Origin of the sequence: Sphingobacterium sp. B16(2022) (assembly GCF_012030425.1) — a bacterium.
GTDB classification, from domain to species: domain Bacteria; phylum Bacteroidota; class Bacteroidia; order Sphingobacteriales; family Sphingobacteriaceae; genus Sphingobacterium; species Sphingobacterium anhuiense.
This window is the reverse complement of sequence record NZ_JAAUVN010000004.1, coordinates 103,566-123,043: the sequence shown is the minus strand read 5'-3', so window position 1 is coordinate 123,043 and position 19,478 is coordinate 103,566. Positions and strand designations below refer to the sequence as shown.

Annotated in this window: 14 protein-coding genes; 13 read left to right on the top strand and 1 reads right to left on the bottom strand. The window is 38.2% G+C overall.

Annotated features, from left to right (window positions below; genetic code table 11):
• Positions 1 to 16 precede the first annotated feature (16 nt).
• Both HCX49_RS18855 and HCX49_RS18850 read left to right on the top strand, forming a co-directional pair.
• Entirely contained in the window at positions 17 to 1,903 is a 1,887-nt protein-coding gene (locus HCX49_RS18855; RefSeq protein WP_168127895.1) for a heparinase II/III family protein, read from the top strand.
• Between the two features lie 17 nt (positions 1,904 to 1,920).
• Positions 1,921 to 3,168: a glycoside hydrolase family 88 protein gene (locus HCX49_RS18850; RefSeq protein ID WP_168128022.1), complete on the top strand. Its 1,248-nt coding sequence runs from the start codon at positions 1,921 to 1,923 to the stop codon at positions 3,166 to 3,168.
• A 112-nt stretch (positions 3,169 to 3,280) separates the two neighbouring features.
• On the opposite strand, the gene HCX49_RS18845 is transcribed toward HCX49_RS18850, so the two are convergent.
• Positions 3,281 to 7,132: a hybrid sensor histidine kinase/response regulator transcription factor gene (locus HCX49_RS18845; RefSeq protein ID WP_168127894.1), complete on the bottom strand. Its 3,852-nt coding sequence runs from the start codon at positions 7,130 to 7,132 to the stop codon at positions 3,281 to 3,283.
• Between the two features lie 171 nt (positions 7,133 to 7,303).
• Here HCX49_RS18845 and HCX49_RS18840 point away from each other — a divergent pair, with 171 nt between their 5' ends.
• From HCX49_RS18840 to rpsC, 11 genes are all read left to right on the top strand, one after another.
• Positions 7,304 to 10,576, top strand: a complete 3,273-nt coding sequence (locus HCX49_RS18840) for a SusC/RagA family TonB-linked outer membrane protein (RefSeq protein WP_168127893.1) — start codon at positions 7,304 to 7,306, stop codon at positions 10,574 to 10,576.
• Between the two features lie 11 nt (positions 10,577 to 10,587).
• Positions 10,588 to 12,438 carry a RagB/SusD family nutrient uptake outer membrane protein gene (locus HCX49_RS18835; RefSeq protein WP_237682851.1) on the top strand — a complete coding sequence of 617 codons (1,851 nt, stop codon included), beginning with the start codon at positions 10,588 to 10,590 and terminating at the stop codon, positions 12,436 to 12,438.
• Between the two features lie 160 nt (positions 12,439 to 12,598).
• Positions 12,599 to 13,867: a DUF2264 domain-containing protein gene (locus HCX49_RS18830; protein ID WP_168127892.1), complete on the top strand. Its 1,269-nt coding sequence runs from the start codon at positions 12,599 to 12,601 to the stop codon at positions 13,865 to 13,867.
• Between the two features lie 24 nt (positions 13,868 to 13,891).
• On the top strand, positions 13,892 to 15,166 hold the full coding sequence (locus HCX49_RS18825; protein WP_132771542.1) for a glycoside hydrolase family 88 protein: 1,275 nt from the start codon (positions 13,892 to 13,894) through the stop codon (positions 15,164 to 15,166).
• Positions 15,167 to 15,540: 374 nt separating this feature from the next.
• Complete coding sequence (rplC, locus tag HCX49_RS18820; RefSeq protein ID WP_132843571.1) at positions 15,541 to 16,158, top strand: 50S ribosomal protein L3; 618 nt, start codon at positions 15,541 to 15,543, stop codon at positions 16,156 to 16,158.
• 3 nt (positions 16,159 to 16,161) lie between these two features.
• Complete coding sequence (gene rplD, locus HCX49_RS18815) at positions 16,162 to 16,791, top strand: 50S ribosomal protein L4 (RefSeq protein WP_021189656.1); 630 nt, start codon at positions 16,162 to 16,164, stop codon at positions 16,789 to 16,791.
• A gap of 1 nt (position 16,792) precedes the next feature.
• Positions 16,793 to 17,083, top strand: coding sequence for a 50S ribosomal protein L23 (gene rplW, locus HCX49_RS18810; protein WP_021189655.1), 291 nt, complete (start codon positions 16,793 to 16,795; stop codon positions 17,081 to 17,083).
• A gap of 6 nt (positions 17,084 to 17,089) precedes the next feature.
• Complete coding sequence (gene rplB / locus HCX49_RS18805; protein ID WP_021189654.1) at positions 17,090 to 17,917, top strand: 50S ribosomal protein L2; 828 nt, start codon at positions 17,090 to 17,092, stop codon at positions 17,915 to 17,917.
• Positions 17,917 to 18,183 carry a 30S ribosomal protein S19 gene (rpsS, locus tag HCX49_RS18800; protein WP_021189653.1) on the top strand — a complete coding sequence of 89 codons (267 nt, stop codon included), beginning with the start codon at positions 17,917 to 17,919 and terminating at the stop codon, positions 18,181 to 18,183. Before rplB ends, rpsS begins: the two co-directional genes overlap by 1 nt.
• Before the next feature lie 6 nt (positions 18,184 to 18,189).
• Positions 18,190 to 18,624, top strand: a complete 435-nt coding sequence (gene rplV, locus HCX49_RS18795) for a 50S ribosomal protein L22 (protein WP_168127891.1) — start codon at positions 18,190 to 18,192, stop codon at positions 18,622 to 18,624.
• Positions 18,625 to 18,635: 11 nt separating this feature from the next.
• Positions 18,636 to 19,427, top strand: a complete 792-nt coding sequence (gene rpsC, locus HCX49_RS18790; protein ID WP_021189651.1) for a 30S ribosomal protein S3 — start codon at positions 18,636 to 18,638, stop codon at positions 19,425 to 19,427.
• Positions 19,428 to 19,478: the final 51 nt, after the last annotated feature.

Here is a 19,478-nt window from a genome sequence, read left to right as displayed (position 1 = left end):
GTTTCTCTTTTTTGTTATGTTGCAAATTAATGCACTTGGACAACACACCTTAGAGCGGCATCTTTCAGGTGCAGTTTTGACAAATACGATTAATCGTATTGATGACTGGCGGTTGGAAAAGAAAAATGAATGGAACAAAGCTATTCAAGCGCTATCAATATTGGAAAAGTCTCACATAATAAAAGTTGCAGAGGATGCGAATTCATTTACTTGGCCATCATTGTTAGCTACAAAATATCTTGAATATAAGACTGATGGAAACAGAACTCGCTACGAGGATGATATTAATACACGCAGGAGTATTGTATCGCATTTGGTTATAGGAGAATTGGTTGAGGGAAAGGGACGTTTTATTCCGCAGATTATAAATGGCCTCTGGTTAATGATGGAAGAAAGTACTTGGGTAAGTCCTGCACATATTGTAGTGCAAAAATCTGGAATTGGTTTGCCTGATCCACTGGATGATTATATTGATCTAGGAGCAGGTCGGGTAGCAGCTGATCTGGCGATGGTTTATTTATTGTTGGGAGATGAATTAAACCAAATTTCTCCTATGATTACTAAAAAATTGAAAGATGTCTTACAGGGCCGTATTATAAATCCTTATTTAGCCCGAGATGATTTTTGGTGGATGGCGCTTCAGTCAAACAATATGGTTAATAACTGGAATATTTGGATCAACACCAATGTTCTTAAAGTAGCATTGTTAGTGGAAGAAGATGCTTCTAGATTGAAGATGATTATTCAGAAATTGGCTCATAGTGCGGATAAATTTATTGACTCTTACGCTGAAGATGGTGCGTGTGAAGAGGGGCCCTCTTATTGGCTACATGCTGGTGGTGAACTTGGACAGATGTTGTTGTGGTTAGAGGATGTGTCGGATGGAGAGGTGACATTTAAGGAGGAACATAAATTATTTAATATTGGCAACTATATCTTGAATTCTCACATTTACAGAAATAGATACATCAATTTCGCAGATGCAGAGGCGATACAAGTACCCTATCCTGCTAAAATATGGGCTTATGGTACTTTATATAATGATGATAATCTAAAAGCATACGCAAGCTATTTGACAACTCTAAAATCACCAAGTATGTCATTAGGAACAGTACAGGATTTTTTAATGCATGCGTCTATTTATAATGAATTAAGTAATCATCGAAAAGACTTTATAGCCCCCCAATTTCATTTTTATGAGAGTTTGGGACAGGCAACTATGCGGAGTTTAAATAAAAAGGGTAATTTATTCTTGGCTACGATAGGAAGTAATAATGGGGTAAGCCATAATCATAATGATGTTGGAAGCTATATGCTCTATTTGGATTCGACGCCAGTTTTAATTGATGTAGGTGTGGGAACTTATACCAAAGAAACTTTTAGTAGGAATCGCTATACATTGTGGAATATGCAATCGCAATGGCATAATCTTCCTATTATAAATGGAATACAGCAAAAGGATGGAAGGTCTTATCATGCGGAGGATGTCGAGTATATAACTAATAATGAAACTGCTCAATACCGTGTCAATGTTGCGAAGGCTTATCCTAAAGAAGCCGCAGTACAATCTTGGATACGAACTATCAAGATGCATGCAGGAAATAATGAAATCAGGGTAGAAGAACAGTATCAATTGGAGGAATTTAAAAAACCACAATCGATTAGTTTCATATCTAAAATAAAACCTCAGTTACTAAAGGATGGCTTTTTCTTACAATTGCATAATGGGAAAAAAGTCTTTATAAATTTCGAAAGGGAAACTGTTACTTTTTCTTTAGAAAATAAGGAAATCGAGGATCCACGATTGATTAAAGTGTGGGGTGGAATGCTTTATAAAATGAATGTTTTAATTAAAAGTATGGAATTAAGGAATCAAGTGATATATAAAATAATAGCGAATTAAGATTATTGTAAATTATGATGAAATTGAAAAGACAGATTATCATGGTATTATGTTCTGTTTTAGGAATATGTACTGTTCAAGGTCAATCCCGGGATCTGAAATTATCGAAAGAGTTTATTCAGCAGAATTTGAATGACGCAGCTCTCCAAATTAAAGTCTTGGCAAATGCAACACCCAATGGAAAATTTCCTAAAACTTTTGAAAATAATAAAGAGATCTTTTCATCATCCAGTTGGTGGTGTTCTGGATTTTATCCTGGTACACTTTGGTATTTATATGAAGGGACTCAAGATCAGGAATTATTAAAAAATGTAAAAGAGAAATTACCTAATTTGGAGAAAGAAAAGTATAATAAAGGTACACATGATCTAGGTTTTATGCTGTTTTGTAGTTTCGGCAATGGTTTACGTCTGACCGGCGATTCTGCGAAATATAAAGATGTATTAGTTACAGGTGCTGCTTCTCTTGCTTCTCGTTTTAATGAGAGAACAAAAACAATTCGGTCTTGGGATCACAAACCTTGGCATTATCCCGTTATCATTGATAATATGATGAATTTAGAGTTTTTGGCGCAGGTTTCAAAAATGACTGGTAATAAGAAATATTATGACTTGGCTATAAAGCATGCGGAAACAACATTGAAAAATCATTTTAGGAAAGATTATAGCTCATATCATGTTATTGACTATGATGTGAATAGCGGCAAAGTTATTGGAAAAAAAACGCACCAAGGTGCTTATGATGAATCCGCATGGTCTAGAGGCCAAGGTTGGGCGCTTTATGGGTATACGATGATGTATCGAGAAACAAATAAAAAGGAATTTCTAAATCAAGCTAGACATATTGCGAAATATATTTTGAATCATCCGAATATGCCTCAAGATTTAATTCCTTATTGGGATTTTGATAAAGATAAGATTGATCAATCTAGTAAGATGTATGCTAAAAAAGATCTTCGGGATGTTTCGGCAGCCACATTGTATGCATCTGCTTTACTTGAATTGGCTCAATATACAAAAGGTAAGGAATCTGCCCTTTATCTTTCTAATGCAGAGACAATGCTTACTAATTTATCCAAAGAACCTTATAAAGCAGTTTATGGGACAAATGGCGGTTATTTATTAAAACATAGTGTGGGGGCACTTCCTTTAAATTCGGAGATTGATGTACCACTGACATATGCTGATTACTATTATGTAGAAGCATTAGTGCGCTATAAAAGGATCTTGGATGGTGAACCAATGATTAAGGAAATCGCGAAGTAAATACAGTAAAGATAAAGGTAACAAAGGCTCCCATTTAGGCGCCTTTGTTACTTTTAAATCTATTCGTACCCTGCCTACAATCTTTTTTCAAATATTTAATCCCTTTTGTGTTTTAATTATCTTCGTAGGAGTCTGCTATTTGCTGTGATGGATTATACCCAAATTGTTTCTTAAATTCCCTGCTAAAGTACTTTCTTTCAGAAAATCCGACTGCATAGGCTACCTCACTGACATTCATCGAAGATTTTAGCAACTCCTTCGCTCTGTTAAGCCGGTACATCTTCACATAATTATTGATAGAAAGGTTGGATATCGCCCGGAGCTTTCGATAAATAATAGGTGTGCTCATACCCATCTTTCGGGAGATAAAATTAACATCAAAGTCATCCGACTGCATATTATCTTCGATCAGTTGATCTAATGTAGCAATAAATTTAGCATCCAGTTCATTGTCGAAATCTGTTTTTTTGACCTGAAATTCCTTGCTCTTTTTATGACTGATTGCTATGAGATTCTGCACAGATAGAAACAACAGCCTATTGTCAAAAGGTTTTGTTAGATAGATGTTTGCTCCATATTGTAGGGCCTGTGTCTGTGATTCACTGTCTGTCACTGCAGTCAACAGGATAACAGGAATATGACTGGTTGCGATATTTGTTTTTACTGCCCGGCATAACTGGGTTCCATTCATATAAGGCATCATCAGATCAGATAAGATCAAGTCAGGAATATACTCTTGCGCTTTCGATAAGGCATCTTCTCCATTGACAGCCGTGATGACGGTATAGCTATCCTGAAACAAATGAACTATGGTATCCAAAAGCTCTCTATTGTCTTCGACAATGAGAATGGTCCGTTGCAAAGATCTGCCTAATAATGTCGGAGTTGTTGAATTTGATTCATCTATAATGGTCATCAGGGAGTCTTTAGGAGCGGACATGCTGACTTTTGATAGCTTCGGTAAACGTAGGTTGAAAACCGTCCATTCTCCTTTTTCATCTTTCATGGTAAAGCAACGGATCTCTCCTTGATGCTGTAGGACAATCTGCTTGGTTAAGGCTAGTCCGATGCCAGTACCTATACTGTCATTTGCTTGTTCCTCCCGATAATATTCTTCAAAAATCTTGAATTGATTGTCCGTTGCGATGCCAATCCCGTTGTCAACGATGTTGATAATGATGTTGTCTTCGCTCTCAAGGAGCTCAAGATAAACTGTGCCATTCTCGGGTGTATACTTAATGGCGTTTGACAATAGATTGAACATGACCTTGTCAAATTGAATAGCGTCTATGGATTGTAACCCTACGGCATCCAATTGTCGGATATAATAATTGATATGTTTATTCTGGGCAAGATCATTGAGGAGATAGAATGTGTCTTCAATATATTCCCTGAAGGGGATATCGCTCTGTTTCAAGATGAAGTGCTTGTCATCAAATTTTTTGAAATCAAGTAGTTCGTTAACTACCCCCAATAATTTAGCTGTATTCTTTTTAATCCGTTTTATCTTAGATTGGGTAGTCGATAAGTTGGCTGTTTCGGTAATGATTTCATCCAGAGGTGACATGATCAGGGTGAGCGGAGTCCGGATCTCATGCGAAATTTGTGTGAAGAATTTGATTTTCTTTTCCTGTTCTCTTTCGGAATTGATCAGCATCTCGCGTTCCACAACAAATTTAATGACAAAGTGTACCCCGAGTGTAAATAGTCCGGCGTATAAGAGGTAGGCCCACCATGTTCTCCAGAGCGGAGGTTTTATAACAATGTGTATTTGTAGTGGGGTACTGCTCCAGATGCCATCATTATTGCTGGCATATACACTGAGTGTATGCTGTCCTTCGGGAATATTGGTATATCTGACACTTGGTGTATTGGTTTCTATCCAACCTTTATCAAAACCTTCGAGCTTATACCGATATCTATTTTTCTGTGGTTTGATAAAATTGGAACTCGAAAAATTGACCGTTATAAAATTCTCGTCATAAAGTAATTGCAACGTATAGTTATTGGGTTGATCACCTTGCTGGATGCGACCATAGTTTAAGGGTGTATCTTGAAGGAATATATTTCTAAAAAGCACATTCGGTTTTTTCTGATTGAAAGTGATTTTTCGGGTGTCGATCGAAACTAAACCATTCAATGTAGTCACGAATAAAAATCCGGCTTCGCTGCTATAGACCTTAGCCCCTTGCATATTCTTAACAGGGAGACCATCATACTGATTAAGGACAGTATGATACTTTGTGCTTGGATCGAAGAAAATCAGTCCATTTTTGCTGCTGATCCAGAAATGTTTGTCGATCATGACGGGCCAACCTAGGGTGTTATTGGGAAAATGGGCTTTAAGGGTCACATTATCCTTAACATCGAAATGATATAAATCCCCTTTCGAGGTAAGCCAGATATTGCCATCGGGCGCGACATAAAATCCATTGATGTACAGTGAGTCAATTTGCTTTATGGATCGGACAGTAGCGCTAAAAGTCTTTTTTCGAAATAGCTTTCCTGATTGCAGGAAATAAATCTGTTGTTTATCATCTGCCTGTATCTCATCTATTGTGTTTGCTGCTAGTGAGGAATCAAACTGTAGTGGTTTTTCCTGTTCCGCAATGTAAAGTCCCTTATTTGTGCCTAGATAGATTCGTTGTGCTGGATCCACGTAAATGCTATAAATATTGTTTTTGAGGTTTAAGAGATCCTTTTCGAGGAGATAATTTTTGGTGTTGCCCGATTTTAGGTCAATGATGGAGTAGCCTCCACCATATTGTGCGGCATATAATTTTTCATCCCGGACATAGAGGTCTTTTATCAGGTTTGATCGGGTAAATTGGGGTTGTGGACTAGTATTCCCCGTAATTTTATCAATTTTATTGATTCCTTCTTCTTCAGTGCCTATCCAAGCAGCATTCTTGGAAACGGCAAAACTACCCACGATATCACTATTCAACTGTTGACTTAATAGCGAACGTGTAGAGTAGGTTTGTATAGGGATAAAATCAGGATAAACTGCGTTGATACCCCCAAAATATGTTCCTAACCAGACTACTTTTTGATTATCGACAAAGATATCATAAATCGAGTTCTGGCTGAGGGAGTTTTTGATGGATGTATTATGTTTGTAATTTGTGAAAACAGGGGATCCATTGAAAACGGAAAGACCTTTCAATGTGCCAATTAATAGTTCTCCATTTGTGTTTTTAATGATTTTACGAACATTATTGCTTAAGAGATTACTATTTCCTTCCGTTAGATTTTTCCAATTTTGACTGGAAAAATTAAACAGAAATAGACCATGTAGTTTTGTCCCTACCCAAAGCGTGTTATCTTTCACATACATCGTACTAAAGATTCGTTCCTTTAGTGGTAACTGTGGTAAGCCCAGGTTGCGGGTTTCAGATAGCCGCTTGTTTTTATAGGTAAATGATTCGATACCGTTAGCGCTAGCTATTGTATAGGAGTCTGCTCCTGTTTGAACAATAGTTTGTGTATGAGGACGGTCTAAAATTAATTTAAAATCATAAGAGCCTGAGGCGGGAATAGCTATATATAGACCCCTATTTGTACATAAGAAAATATGGGAGGATAGAATTTGTATGTCTGAGATAAGGACTTTCTCGATAAAGGGCTTTCCTCTTTTTAGGAGAGGCTTTCGTTTGTCTATATTGAAAATAAATACCTGAGTAGAGGTAGCTATAAAAAGATCATTATTGTCGTTTATACAAATCTTGTTGATATAATCTAATTTGTTGAATACGCTATCCTGAACTCGAAGGTTTATAATATTCTGTGAGTCATAAATAAACAGATTTGGACCTCCTCCAAACCAAAGTTTTCCATTTTTATCTTGAGCGATACTCAATACCGCCTGTTTATCTAATACATTGTCCTGTGTTAGTGTTTCAAAACTGAAATTCTGGGCCAAACAAGACATAAATGGGCAAAGTAGCCATGCGATAATGATCATGTTTTGGATCTGTTTTACAAGGAAATTCATAGATGAATAGAGGTTATACCATCAAATTTAAGATTTTACCCCTTAATATTTATAAAAATCACCCTAATAAATGACCGCACTTAATCAATTTTGAGCTTGTTAAATAACCAATTTTTAATTATAAAACCAATTTCCTAAAGTATGGCTAAGTTTTACGCAATAGGATTGTCCGCGATGACACTATTTTCTGTAGGTACAGTTCACGCCCAGCAGAAAGTAAATGTAACGGGACAAATCAAAGACAGTCAAGGAACACCATTATCAGGTGTAACAATTCGTGAGAAGGGGGGGACGCTCGCTACTTCCACAAATGGATCGGGAACATATTCCTTATCTGTGAACCCTAACGCAACGCTAGTAATTTCTTATGTAGGATACCAAAATCAAGAGATTGTACTAAATGGCCGCAATGCCATTAATGTAACGTTGGAAAGTGCCAGCTCGGCGATTGATGAGGTTGTTGTTGTGGGGTATGGTAAGCAAAAGAAAGAAAAATTGCTTGGATCAGTGAGTACCGTTGATACAAAACAGATTGAAAACAGACCCGTCACAAACGTTTCAACGGCGCTTAGCGGTGTAGCAGCAGGGGTACAAGTCAAACAAAGCACGGGTAGACCGGGAGCTGACGGCGCTACAATCCGGGTTCGTGGTATAGGGACACTCAATAATTCGGATGCCTTAGTTGTTATCGATGGTATACCTGGTTCAATGGATGCGGTGAATCCCAATGATATTGAAAGCATCTCAGTATTAAAGGATGCATCATCGGCCTCTATCTATGGAACGCGTGCCGGTAATGGTGTTATTCTGATTACAACAAAAAAGGGAAAGGCAAATCAAAAAACACAACTTAACTACTCCGGTATCTTGTCCCGAACCAAACCGATGGGAACTCCTGAGTTTGTGTCAGATTATGTGCGTCACATGGAGCTTATGAATGAGGGGACATTTAATTTGGGAAAACCTGCAAAATTTGCTGAATCTACACTTGATCTTTGGCGAAAAGCCAATGCCGATCCCAATGGTGTACTAGCTGCATCTGGCCTACCTAATTATATCGCTTACCCAAATACCGATTGGACAGATTGGATTTATAATTCGAGCTGGATTCAAAGCCATAATATTTCAGCAACGGGAGGTTCTGAATCGACCAATTATATGCTTTCGGGTCGGATCTTTGATAATCCCGGTATTATGAAAAATACGGGCGCAAAGAAATACGAACTGAGGACAAACCTAAGTACTAAAATCGGAGATCGCTTGACAATTGGAACCAATATGTTTGCATCAACTGAAGACCGGAAAAAGGCGAATGTTGACAATTTGTATAACTTCTTGCGACAATCTACTCCAGGGGTTTATCCGATGTATGATGGTCGATTTGGTGGAGCTGTGGCCGCCGAAGAATCCACCCAATTGAACAATTTGATGCAATATCTCTATGAACCGCAGGGGATGGATAAAGTGTCGAATTTTAACTCGACTATTTTCGCAAATGTAAAGATCATTAATGGATTGACATTCGAAACCAAATTTAATTACCAAACGCGATTCCGTGAACAAACAGGCAGCTCAATCCCAGTTGATAAATATAGCTTTGAGACGAATAAAATCGTCTTTCCCAAAGGCGTTGCCGCCACGCAAGTACTATCGCAGGGGTACGAAAACCTTCGTACACTCACTTTCGATAACGTCCTTCGTTATGAAACCAGCATCGGTAAACATAATATCGGAGCACTATTGGGGCATAATGAATTCAAGACAAAATGGTATAATTTCTCGGCTTCAAAAAGGGGGGGCATAGATCCAACGATTTCCAACATCGGTACGGCGAATGAAATGAATGCTATTGATGGCAACGAATACGAAACAAGTATGCGCTCCTTTTTTGGCCGTGTAAATTATGACTTTGACAGCAAATATCTTGTCGAATTTAGTTTACGAAGAGATGCATCTTCCAAATTTGGAAAGGATCTTCAAGCGGGCTATTTCCCATCCGTGGGTTTGGGGTGGTTGCTTTCAAGAGAGTCTTTTATGAAAGGTCTTGAACCATATGTCCAAAATGTAAAGCTTCGTGGGTCTTGGGGTAAATTGGGGAATGATATGAATAATAGCGATCCGGCTAGAGAAAATTATTTACCTGCATTTGCTTTCTACGGCAATGCAGGATACTCCTTTGGTGGATCACAAGTCGGTGGTTTGGAGTTGAGCAAATTTGGGAATAGATTATTGGCCTGGGAAGAGAGTGAAAATAGAGAAGTGGGATTGGAGTTTGCGACTTTTCGAAATAAAGCCTATGTCGAGTTGAATTATTACAACAAATTAACATCAGGCATATTGGTACCGGAGCAATTGCCACTGACCACAGGCACTACGGGTGCGCCGATTGTTAATTCGGCTGCGATGCGTAACAGTGGTATTGAACTTAATTTGACGTGGAAAGACAAGATCGGAGAATTCAGCTATAATATCGGAGGTAACTTTGCTTACAATAAAAACCAAGTAACAAAGCTCAAAGGTCAGTTAGTCAGAGGCTGGAATGACGTCAATGGTACAAATGTTTACAGCACAAATATCGGACAGGTTTCAAATGCGGTAGGTACCAATCAGCGGAATCTCGAAGGGCACATGTTTCAGGAATATTTTTTGAGACAGCGTTACAAAGGTGATGGTAGCTATTATGCTAATGGCGGGGCTGTAAATCCTAATGGCGGACCTCGGGATGGTATGATCCGCACGGAAGCTGATTACAAATGGGTGCAGGATATGCAAACAGCGGGATACAGCTTCTCACCTGTAAATAAACTGGGGGTTGAACAATTGTATTATGGCGATTTTTTGTATGCTGATCTCAACGGAGATAAGGTCTATGGAAATGAGAATGATCAAGATTTTACAGGGACATCTAACATTCCCAAATATATTTATGGTATCAATTTAGGATTTTCTTACAAAGGTTTTGATCTACAGATGCTCTGGTCAGGGGAAGGAAAATTACAATATTATTGGAACGATGAAGGTTATAGTAACAACATTGTCCGTGATGGTAACGGTATTTCTAAACGAGTTGCAGATGACCATTATTTTTATGATCCAGCTAATCCTAGCGATTCGCGAACCAATATAAGTGGATCTTATGCGCGTCTTAAATACAATGGAGAGACAATTAACAATGTTGCCAATAATTTCTACCTCTATGATGCAGATTTTATAAAACTGAGAAATTTGCAGATAGGCTACACCTTTAACAGTAAACTTACTGAAAGATTACATGTGCGCAATTTACGGGTATATTTCTCTGGTGAGAATTTGCTGATGTTTACGAAATTCCCTGGTGCAGATCCTGAAATTGGAGCTGGAGCAAAATATCCTACAATGAAGCAATATGCTTTTGGGTTGAATTTTGGATTTTAATACGAAGATACATGAAGAAGATACTAAATATCGAAAAACAAAGATTGTCTGCATACTGTAAACAATATAATAAATATATGTGGCGTATATCTGCGCTTGCAATTTTACTGGGAACTATGGGGTCTTGTAAAAAAGATCTATTGGATATTAGTTCGAATACCCAAGTTCCAGAGGATAAAATGTGGACAACGGACAACTATACTGATCTTGGTGTAAACGGTGTGTATCAAGCATTACGTTTTGGATATGCAACTGGTGGCACAAATAATCGGGAGCTCTATCAGTATGACCGTTTATCCAACACGTTGATTCCAAGAGGTGGAGATCCTCTATTAAATGCCTCCACGAATACTTCAAATTCACTTTTTGCGGATGTTTGGAGAGAACTATATGAGAGTGTTCACCGCGCGAATGATGCTATCTATGGATTAACAAATATTTCGCCATCGGCCCCTGAGAAGAAAGCGCGTTTGCTTGCGGAGGTTAAATTCCTAAGAGCATTCTATTATTATCGGTTGAATCAGTTGTATAGAGGGGTGCCATTATATGATACACCGATTAACTACAATGAAGCAACCAAACCCAGAAATACAGAAAAGGAAGTTTGGGATTTTATCTTGAAAGATCTGACGGAATCTATCGCTGAGACGAATTTACCAGCAAAGTTGCCCGCAGGAAGTAAAGATTTTGGTCGTATTACGAGATCAGCAGCATACGCACTACGAGGTAAAGTTTATATGTATCTACAAGATTGGGATAAAGCAATCGCAGATTTTCAGTCAGTTAAAGATGCCGGACACCAGTTGTTCCCAGATTATAAGACATTATTTACTGTCGCCAATGAAAAGTCAGATGAGATGATTTTCTCAATTCAGAATATCGCTTTGGACAACTTTGGATCGACAACACAATTCAGTTTCGGAAGCCGCTCCGCTTTTGGCTCCAATTGGAATACCTACATGGTCAGTCCGGATTTTGTAGATTTATACGAGAACAAAGATGGTAGCAAATTTAGTTGGGATGACGTAATCCCTGGTTATAATGCGATGGCACCTGACAAAAGAGAGATATACTTTATCCGTAATAATGTACAACAGGTAGCTGAAGCAAATAAAAAGCCGTCGAAATACACTGACCTTATTGACCCGAAACGAGGATTGGATTTTAAACTTTATTTGCCTAATGGCAATGAGGAAAGATTAAAAAAGGCCTACGACAATCGTGATCCACGCTTAAGTGCAAATGTTATTCTCCCTTATTCAACTTTTGTTGGGACAAATCTCGGAGCTGATCAGACATTTACATCGAGATGGCCACATATTGAAGAATTTAATAATGTGTTTGATCTGCGCACTGACGATCAACCGAGATTTTTTTATATCCCGCGTAAATTTGTGTACGAAGGTGGAAAACCATCTATTCCGAGTCGTGTAGCTGGTGATATAGATTATCCAGTGATCCGTTATGCAGATGTGCTGTTATTGTGGGCAGAGGCACTTAATGAAAAAGGACAGGAAGCAGCAGCGGTGGCCAAAGTAAATGAAGTACGAACGCGGGCCGGGGTAGGACTTTTAAATAGTTCGGCTGTTACCACGGTTAAAGATAAAGCAGATCTTACTAGTCGTATCCGTAATGAACGTAGAAGAGAGCTGTTTGGGGAAGGGGTTATTTACTTTGACGAATTGCGGTGGAAATCCCTCAAAGATCAAGTTTTTAGCGGTAATGCGGGGAACAAACAACCATGGGGCGGAATCGTAGATAGGTATACCTATTTGGGAGACCAACTACTGGTATGGCCTATCCCAGAGTTAGAAAGGCAACGAAATCCTAGTCTAACACAGAATACAGGCTGGAATAATTAATGGAAATAAATTCATTCTGTAAAGAAACTGTTATCAATCGCTTGTGTAATCGTTTGCTAGAGCGATTGATTCTTTTTAGTTTGTTTTTCTATATTAAAATAAAGATTTTTAGTGTTTTATGTGAGCTTGTTGAGCATACATTATTTATAAACCATTATCGATGAAGAGAAGATCTGTATTAAAATTGTTAGGCGGTGCTGGCGTTGGTGCATTGACGGCATCGTTGCCAATAGGGGCGAAGGCAAGTGTTTTATCTGATGAAGGCATAAGTTATGCAGGGAATGACCGTGCTTATTGGGTTTCAATACTAAGCAAGATGGCTACACCTATATTGGATAATATCAGTAAACAGCAATGGCGCAAAAAGATGCCGATGGAGGTAAGTCCTACTTTTGACAGTAGAGATCCGGGCGTTGGATACCTCGAGGCTTTCGGTCGACTGCTGGCAGGTATGGCCCCTTGGCTGGCTTTACCTGATGACAGCTCCGAAGAAGGAAAGCTACGTGAAAAATTACGTGATCAGGCCTTATTGGGGATTCAATATGGTGTAGATCCTCAATCCCCGGATTATTTTACATGGCGAGGTCCTTCATCGCAAACACTGGTAGATGCAGCACATCTCGCCCTTGCGTTTCTAAGGGCACCCAAGGTACTGTGGGAACCATTGGATCAGGTAACAAAGAAAAGGGTTGTCGAAGAATTTAAACTACTACGTAAAATTAAACCTAATGAAAGTAATTGGTTGCTTTTTGCGGCCATGACTGAGACGTTTTTACATTATACCGGTGAGGAGTGCGCACGAGAAAAAATAGATTATGCTGTAAATAAATTTGATACAGAATGGTATGTGGGCGATGGGTGGTATAGTGATGGTGCTCACTTTAGTTTCGATCATTACAATGGTTACGTTATTCACAATATGCAGGTTGAAGCACTGCGCCATAATATAAACGTAGATAAGAAATACAAAGAAATGTTTGATCGTGCTTATAAAAGGATGCAACGATATGCACATCACTTGGAACGCATGATTTCCCCAGAAGGTTATTATATGGTAGTTGGTCGCTCTTCAACATATAAGAATGCTGCTTTTCAACCCTTGGCTGCAGTGGCTCTTGAAAATAGGCTGCCAGAGGATATTTCTATGGGTCAGGTGCGAGCTGCCTTAACTGCAATACTGAGACATATTTATATTGATAAGACTTTTTCACCTTCTGGATGGCTTAGTATGGGAGTAGTTGGTGACCAGCAGCAGAATTTGGCAGATTACTATACGAATGCTGGCTCTATGTATGTAGCTTCTTTATCCTTCCTTCCTCTCGGATTGCCGGCTAATGATGAATTTTGGACTTGTAGTCCAGAAAAATGGACTTCGCAAAAGTGCTGGAATGCGGAACAGTTTCCGAAAGATTATTATGTAAATTATTAAAAACTCAAAAAAATAACGTTTTAAATGAACATTCGAAATTATTTAATCCTATTTGGAATAGTAGGATTTGCTCTTCAAGGGGTTTCGTGCCAGACTAAAAGAGGGCTTGCCAAGAATAAGTTAAACCTTGATTCAGCTTTTGTGAATGAAAATCTGGAAGATGCAAAAAAACAAATTAGTTACCTCGCTGCTTCTGTTAAAGAAGCCGATATTCCTACGACTTTCCAAAATGGTAAATATGTGAATTGGGGGTCTAGTTGGTGGTGTTCTGGTTTTTATCCAGGTACTGTATTGTATCTTTACGAATATTCGAATGATACGAAATTGTTAGATGAGGCTAAACGAAAGTTGAAATATTTAGAAAAAGAAAAGAATAATAAAGGTACGCATGACCTGGGTTTTATGCTTTACTGCAGTTTTGGAAATGCATTAAGATTGACAAATGATTCTAGTGCTTATAAGAATGTGCTGAGTACAGGTGCTGCTTCTTTGGCTACACGTTATAAGGATGCGACAAAAACTATTCGATCATGGGATGGTGGTAAGAATTGGGATGGGCAATCTTGGACTTATCCGGTTATTATAGATAATATGATGAATTTAGAGTTTTTAATTGAGGTATCCAAGATGACAGGTAATTCAAGTTATGCTGACATCGCAATTAAACATGCGGATGCAACAATGATCAATCATTATAGAAAAGACTATAGTTCTTATCATGTTGTTGATTATAACAGTAAGGATGGAAGTATAATCTCGAAGAAGACTGCGCAAGGGGCTTTTGATGAATCAGCTTGGTCTAGAGGCCAAGCCTGGGGTTTGTATGGATATACCATGATGTTTAGAGAAACTAAGGATCAAAAATATCTACGACAGGCACGAAATATTGCAAATTTTTATTTGAATCATCCAAATTTGCCCCAAGATTTAATTCCGTACTGGGACATGGATCAAAATAAATTAAGTGCTTCAAGTAAATATTACAAACAGAAAGATCTGCGTGATGTATCAACTGCTGCTGTAATGGCTTCTGCTTTATTGGAACTTGCTCAATATACTGATGGGGCTGAAAGTCAATTATATATTGTCAAAGCAGAACAAATGTTGCGGTCATTATCTTCTAAACCTTATAAGGCGGAGTATAAGGAAGCTGGTGGTTATATACTGAAACATAGTGTGGGATCTATTCCACATGAGACAGAAGTTGACGTTCCCTTGACTTATGCGGACTATTATTATGTAGAAGCTTTAGTCCGATATAAAAGACTGTTGGATGGGCAGTCTGTCATTAAAATGTAGATTATTGTTAATTTAAAAAGGCACATGAACTATCCGCAGCTTATATGCTCTGGATAGTTTTTTTGAGTTTTTTATGTTTGTATTGGTTGTATAATATCTTATTATTTCCCATTAAGCTCTGATAATTTATCTTCTTATTATATATTATTGAATTAGGATGCTCACTTACTGTTCTTGTTATTTCTCAATTTATTTTAATATCTCGATTAGTTAGTTTTTTAAATATTCGATCTAGACAAAAAAATAAAAAAATAATGTGCTAATAATTTGGTAGTTAGAAATTTCTTCGTACTTTTGCAATCCCTTATTGGGGGAAATACGTCTTGAGCGAAGCCCTACTGCTTCGATGGACTTTTAATTAATTAATTTACAACATGTCAGGTATTATTGGAAAAAAAGTAGGAATGACAAGCCTGTTTGATGCAGAGGGAAAAAACATTCCGTGTACTGTTATTCAAGCTGGTCCGTGCGTGGTTACGCAGATACGTACGGAAGAGAAAGATGGCTACGCTGCTGTTCAACTTGGCTTCGATGAAGCTAAAGAAAAGAACACAACGAATTCTTTAAAAGGGCACTTTGCGAAAGCAAATACAACGCCTAAGCGTAAGCTGGTAGAGTTTAAAACTTTCCCAGATGCAAAACAACTTGGTGACGTAGTTGACGTTACACTATTTGAAGAAGGGGAGTATGTTGACGTAGTCGGTACTTCTAAAGGTAAAGGTTTTCAAGGTGTAATGAAACGTCATGGATTTGGTGGTGTAGGTGGTGCGACTCACGGTCAGCACAACAGATTACGTGCTCCAGGTTCAATTGGTGCGGCTTCTTGGCCTTCACGTGTATTTAAAGGTATGCGTATGGCAGGTCGTATGGGTGGTGACAGAATTAAAGTTCAAAACTTACAAGTTTTGAAAGTTTATGCTGATCAAAACCTAATCGTTGTTAGTGGTTCCATCCCAGGAGCTAAAGGTTCTTATGTAGTTGTAGACAAATAGGAAATGGAAGTTAAAGTTTTAAATTTATCAGGTAAAGAAACAGGTGCCAAGGTGCAACTTCCTGAGTCGGTATTTGGGTTAGAGCCTAACGATCATGCGATCTATTTGGACGTGAAACAATACTTAGCGAATCAACGCCAAGGAACTCACAAATCTAAACAACGTAATGAAATCGCGGGTTCAACTCGTAAATTACACAAACAAAAAGGTACTGGTGGTGCTCGTGCGGGTTCTATCAAATCTCCATTGTTTAATGGTGGTGGTCGTGTATTCGGTCCTCAACCACGTGATTACAGTTTCAAATTGAATAAAAAATTGAAACAAGTAGCACGTAAATCAGCGTTAAGCTACAAAGCAATTGATAACAATGTTGTAGTATTGGATGAAGTTAAATTTGACTCAATCAAAACTAAAAATTATGTTGCTTTTGTAAATGCTTTGAATGTAGCAGATGAGAAAACTTTATTGGTTTTATCAGCGCAAGATAATAACGTTTATTTATCAAGCAGAAACTTGAAAAAAGTAAAAGTAACAACTGTAGATCAATTAAATACATATGATGTATTAAATGCGGCTAAGTTATTATTTACTACAGGTTCGCTTAAAACTTTGGAGGAGGCATTAGCTAAGTAATATGGACATTATTAAAAAACCTATCTTAACTGAGAAAGCTTCATTTTTAACGGAAAAATTAAACCGTTATGCTTTCAAAGTAGATCACAGAGCTAACAAAATTCAGATCAAAACAGCTATTGAGGCTATGTTTGGTGTTACTGTTCTTGCGGTTAATACTGCAGTAGTAGCAGGTAAAGCAAAAAGCCGTTACACAAAAGCAGGTTTCGTATCTGGTAGAGCTCCTAAGTATAAAAAAGCTGTCATTACAATTAAAGATGGCGAAACTATTGACTTTTACAGTACTATATAATTAGAGATGGCAGTTAAAAGATTCAAACCGGTAACCCCTGGTACTCGTTTCAGAGTAGGCGCTGACTATTCTGACGTAACAACTAATGTTCCTGAAAAATCATTAGTAGTTGGAAGCAACAAAAGATCGGGCGGTCGTAATAAATCCGGTAAAATGACTATGCGTTACATCGGTGGGGGACACAAGAAAGTATACCGATTAATAGATTTCAAACGCGATAAAAAAGATATCCCTGCAACAGTAGCTACAATTGAGTACGATCCAAACCGTACAGCACGTATTGCATTATTGCATTATGCTGATGGTGAGAAACGTTACATCATCGCTCCAGCTGGTTTAAAAGTTGGAATGACTGTAGTAGCAGGTGAAAAAGTTGCCCCAGAAGTAGGTAATACTATTCCATTAGCAAATATTCCATTGGGTTCTATCATCCATAACATTGAGTTGAACCCTGGTCAAGGTGGTTCAATCGCTCGTTCGGCTGGTACTTATGCGCAATTATCTGCTCGTGATGGTAAATACGCTATTATTAAATTACCTTCAAGTGAAACACGTATGATCTTATTGACTTGCGTGGCTACAATCGGTTCGGTATCTAATCACGATAGAAGAATTGAAGTGTTAGGTAAGGCTGGTCGTAACCGTTGGTTAGGACGTCGTCCAAGAGTTCGTGGTGTAGCTATGAACCCTGTCGATCACCCTATGGGTGGTGGTGAGGGTCGTACCTCAGGAGGTCAGCCTCGTTCACGCACAGGTGTTTTAGCTAAAGGCTTCAAAACACGCGACAAGAAGAAAACATCGAATCGTTACATCATTGAGAGAAGGAAAAAATAATGGCTCGTTCAATTAAAAAAGGTCCTTATATCGATCACAACTTAGAAGGAAAAGTTCTTTCTATGAATGAAACTAACAAAAAGTCAGTTATCAAAACATGGTCTCGCAGATCAATGATTTCTCCTGATTTTGTTGGTCATACCTTTGCAGTGCACAACGGGAATAAATTTATCCCTGTTTATGTAACGGAAAACATGGTAGGTCACAAATTAGGCGAATTCGCTCCTACGCGTACATTCAGAGGCCACGCAGAAAAGAAAAAATAATAGGTAATGGAAGCAACAAAAAAACTTAAAAAGTCTGTTTTAATAAAACAGCGCAAAGAGCAAGAGAAAGCTCAAATAGGAGGAGCTTCTACTGCCAAATTATTAAATTGCCCTACTTCACCTCGTAAGATGCGTTTAGTAGTGGACTTAATTCGTGGCGAGAAAGTAGAGAGTGCTTTATATATTTTGAAGCATACAAGCAAGGAAGCAGCAATCCGTGTAGAGAAATTATTATTATCTGCAATTAAAAACTGGGAAGCTAAAAACGAAGGTAAATCAGTTGAAGATAGTCAATTATACGTTAAAGAAGTATCAGTAGCAGGTGGTCGTCAATTGAAAAGATTACGTCCAGCTCCTCAAGGTCGCGGTTACAGAATTCGTAAACGTTCGAACCATGTTACTTTGATCGTTGACAGTAAATCTAACGTTGAACAAAACTAATTTATTGAGAAATGGGACAAAAAGCAAATCCAATAGGTAGCAGATTAGGAATCATCAGAGGTTGGGATTCTAATTGGTTCGGAGGAAAAAACTATGCCGATAAATTAGTAGAAGACGAAAAGATTAGAAAATATCTTTCTGTTCGTATAGCAAAAGGTGGTGTAGCAAAAGTTGTTATTGAAAGAACTTTAAAACGTATCACAGTAACTATTCATACAGCAAGACCTGGTATCGTTATCGGTAAAGGTGGTCAGGAAGTTGATAAGATTAAAGAAGAGTTAAAGAAAATCACTAAGAAAGATGTTCAAATTAACATTTTCGAGATCAAACGTCCTGAGTTAGATGCAAAATTAGTAGCTGAAGGTATCGCTAAGCAATTAGAGGCTCGTATTTCATTCCGTCGTGCAATGAAAACTACAATAGCTTCGACAATGCGTATGGGTGCTGAAGGTATCAAAGTAATGTGTTCTGGTCGTTTAGGTGGTGCTGAAATGGCACGTTCTGAGCAGTACAAAGAAGGAAGAACTCCTTTACACACATTACGTGCTGATATCGACTATGCATTAGCTGAAGCATTAACTACTTACGGTAAAATCGGTATCAAAGTTTGGATCTGTAAAGGTGAGGTTTACGGTAAACGTGACTTATCTCCAAACATTGGTCAAGCTTCTGGTGTGAAAACGCGTGGTGGAAACGAAGGTGGTGCTGATCGCCGTGACAACCGTAAAGGTGGTCGTGGTGGTGACCGTCGTGGTGGAAACAATAATCGTGGTGGAAACAACCGTGGTGCAAAAAGAGATTAATTAATAATAAGATTTTAATATATCCCGTCTCTGGCGGGATTAAAATAGATA

What these genes read in the sequence shown, in the direction of transcription:
- HCX49_RS18855 (WP_168127895.1), top strand. Translation starts at nt 17, where the DNA reads ATGTTGCAAATTAATGCACTTGGACAACACACCTTAGAGCGGCATCTT.
- HCX49_RS18850 (WP_168128022.1), top strand. Translation starts at nt 1,921, where the DNA reads ATGAAATTGAAAAGACAGATTATCATGGTATTATGTTCTGTTTTAGGA.
- HCX49_RS18845 (WP_168127894.1), bottom strand. Translation starts at nt 7,132, where the DNA reads ATGATCATTATCGCATGGCTACTTTGCCCATTTATGTCTTGTTTGGCC.
- HCX49_RS18840 (WP_168127893.1), top strand. Translation starts at nt 7,304, where the DNA reads ATGGCTAAGTTTTACGCAATAGGATTGTCCGCGATGACACTATTTTCT.
- HCX49_RS18835 (WP_237682851.1), top strand. Translation starts at nt 10,588, where the DNA reads ATGAAGAAGATACTAAATATCGAAAAACAAAGATTGTCTGCATACTGT.
- HCX49_RS18830 (WP_168127892.1), top strand. Translation starts at nt 12,599, where the DNA reads ATGAAGAGAAGATCTGTATTAAAATTGTTAGGCGGTGCTGGCGTTGGT.
- HCX49_RS18825 (WP_132771542.1), top strand. Translation starts at nt 13,892, where the DNA reads ATGAACATTCGAAATTATTTAATCCTATTTGGAATAGTAGGATTTGCT.
- rplC (WP_132843571.1), top strand. Translation starts at nt 15,541, where the DNA reads ATGTCAGGTATTATTGGAAAAAAAGTAGGAATGACAAGCCTGTTTGAT.
- rplD (WP_021189656.1), top strand. Translation starts at nt 16,162, where the DNA reads ATGGAAGTTAAAGTTTTAAATTTATCAGGTAAAGAAACAGGTGCCAAG.
- rplW (WP_021189655.1), top strand. Translation starts at nt 16,793, where the DNA reads ATGGACATTATTAAAAAACCTATCTTAACTGAGAAAGCTTCATTTTTA.
- rplB (WP_021189654.1), top strand. Translation starts at nt 17,090, where the DNA reads ATGGCAGTTAAAAGATTCAAACCGGTAACCCCTGGTACTCGTTTCAGA.
- rpsS (WP_021189653.1), top strand. Translation starts at nt 17,917, where the DNA reads ATGGCTCGTTCAATTAAAAAAGGTCCTTATATCGATCACAACTTAGAA.
- rplV (WP_168127891.1), top strand. Translation starts at nt 18,190, where the DNA reads ATGGAAGCAACAAAAAAACTTAAAAAGTCTGTTTTAATAAAACAGCGC.
- rpsC (WP_021189651.1), top strand. Translation starts at nt 18,636, where the DNA reads ATGGGACAAAAAGCAAATCCAATAGGTAGCAGATTAGGAATCATCAGA.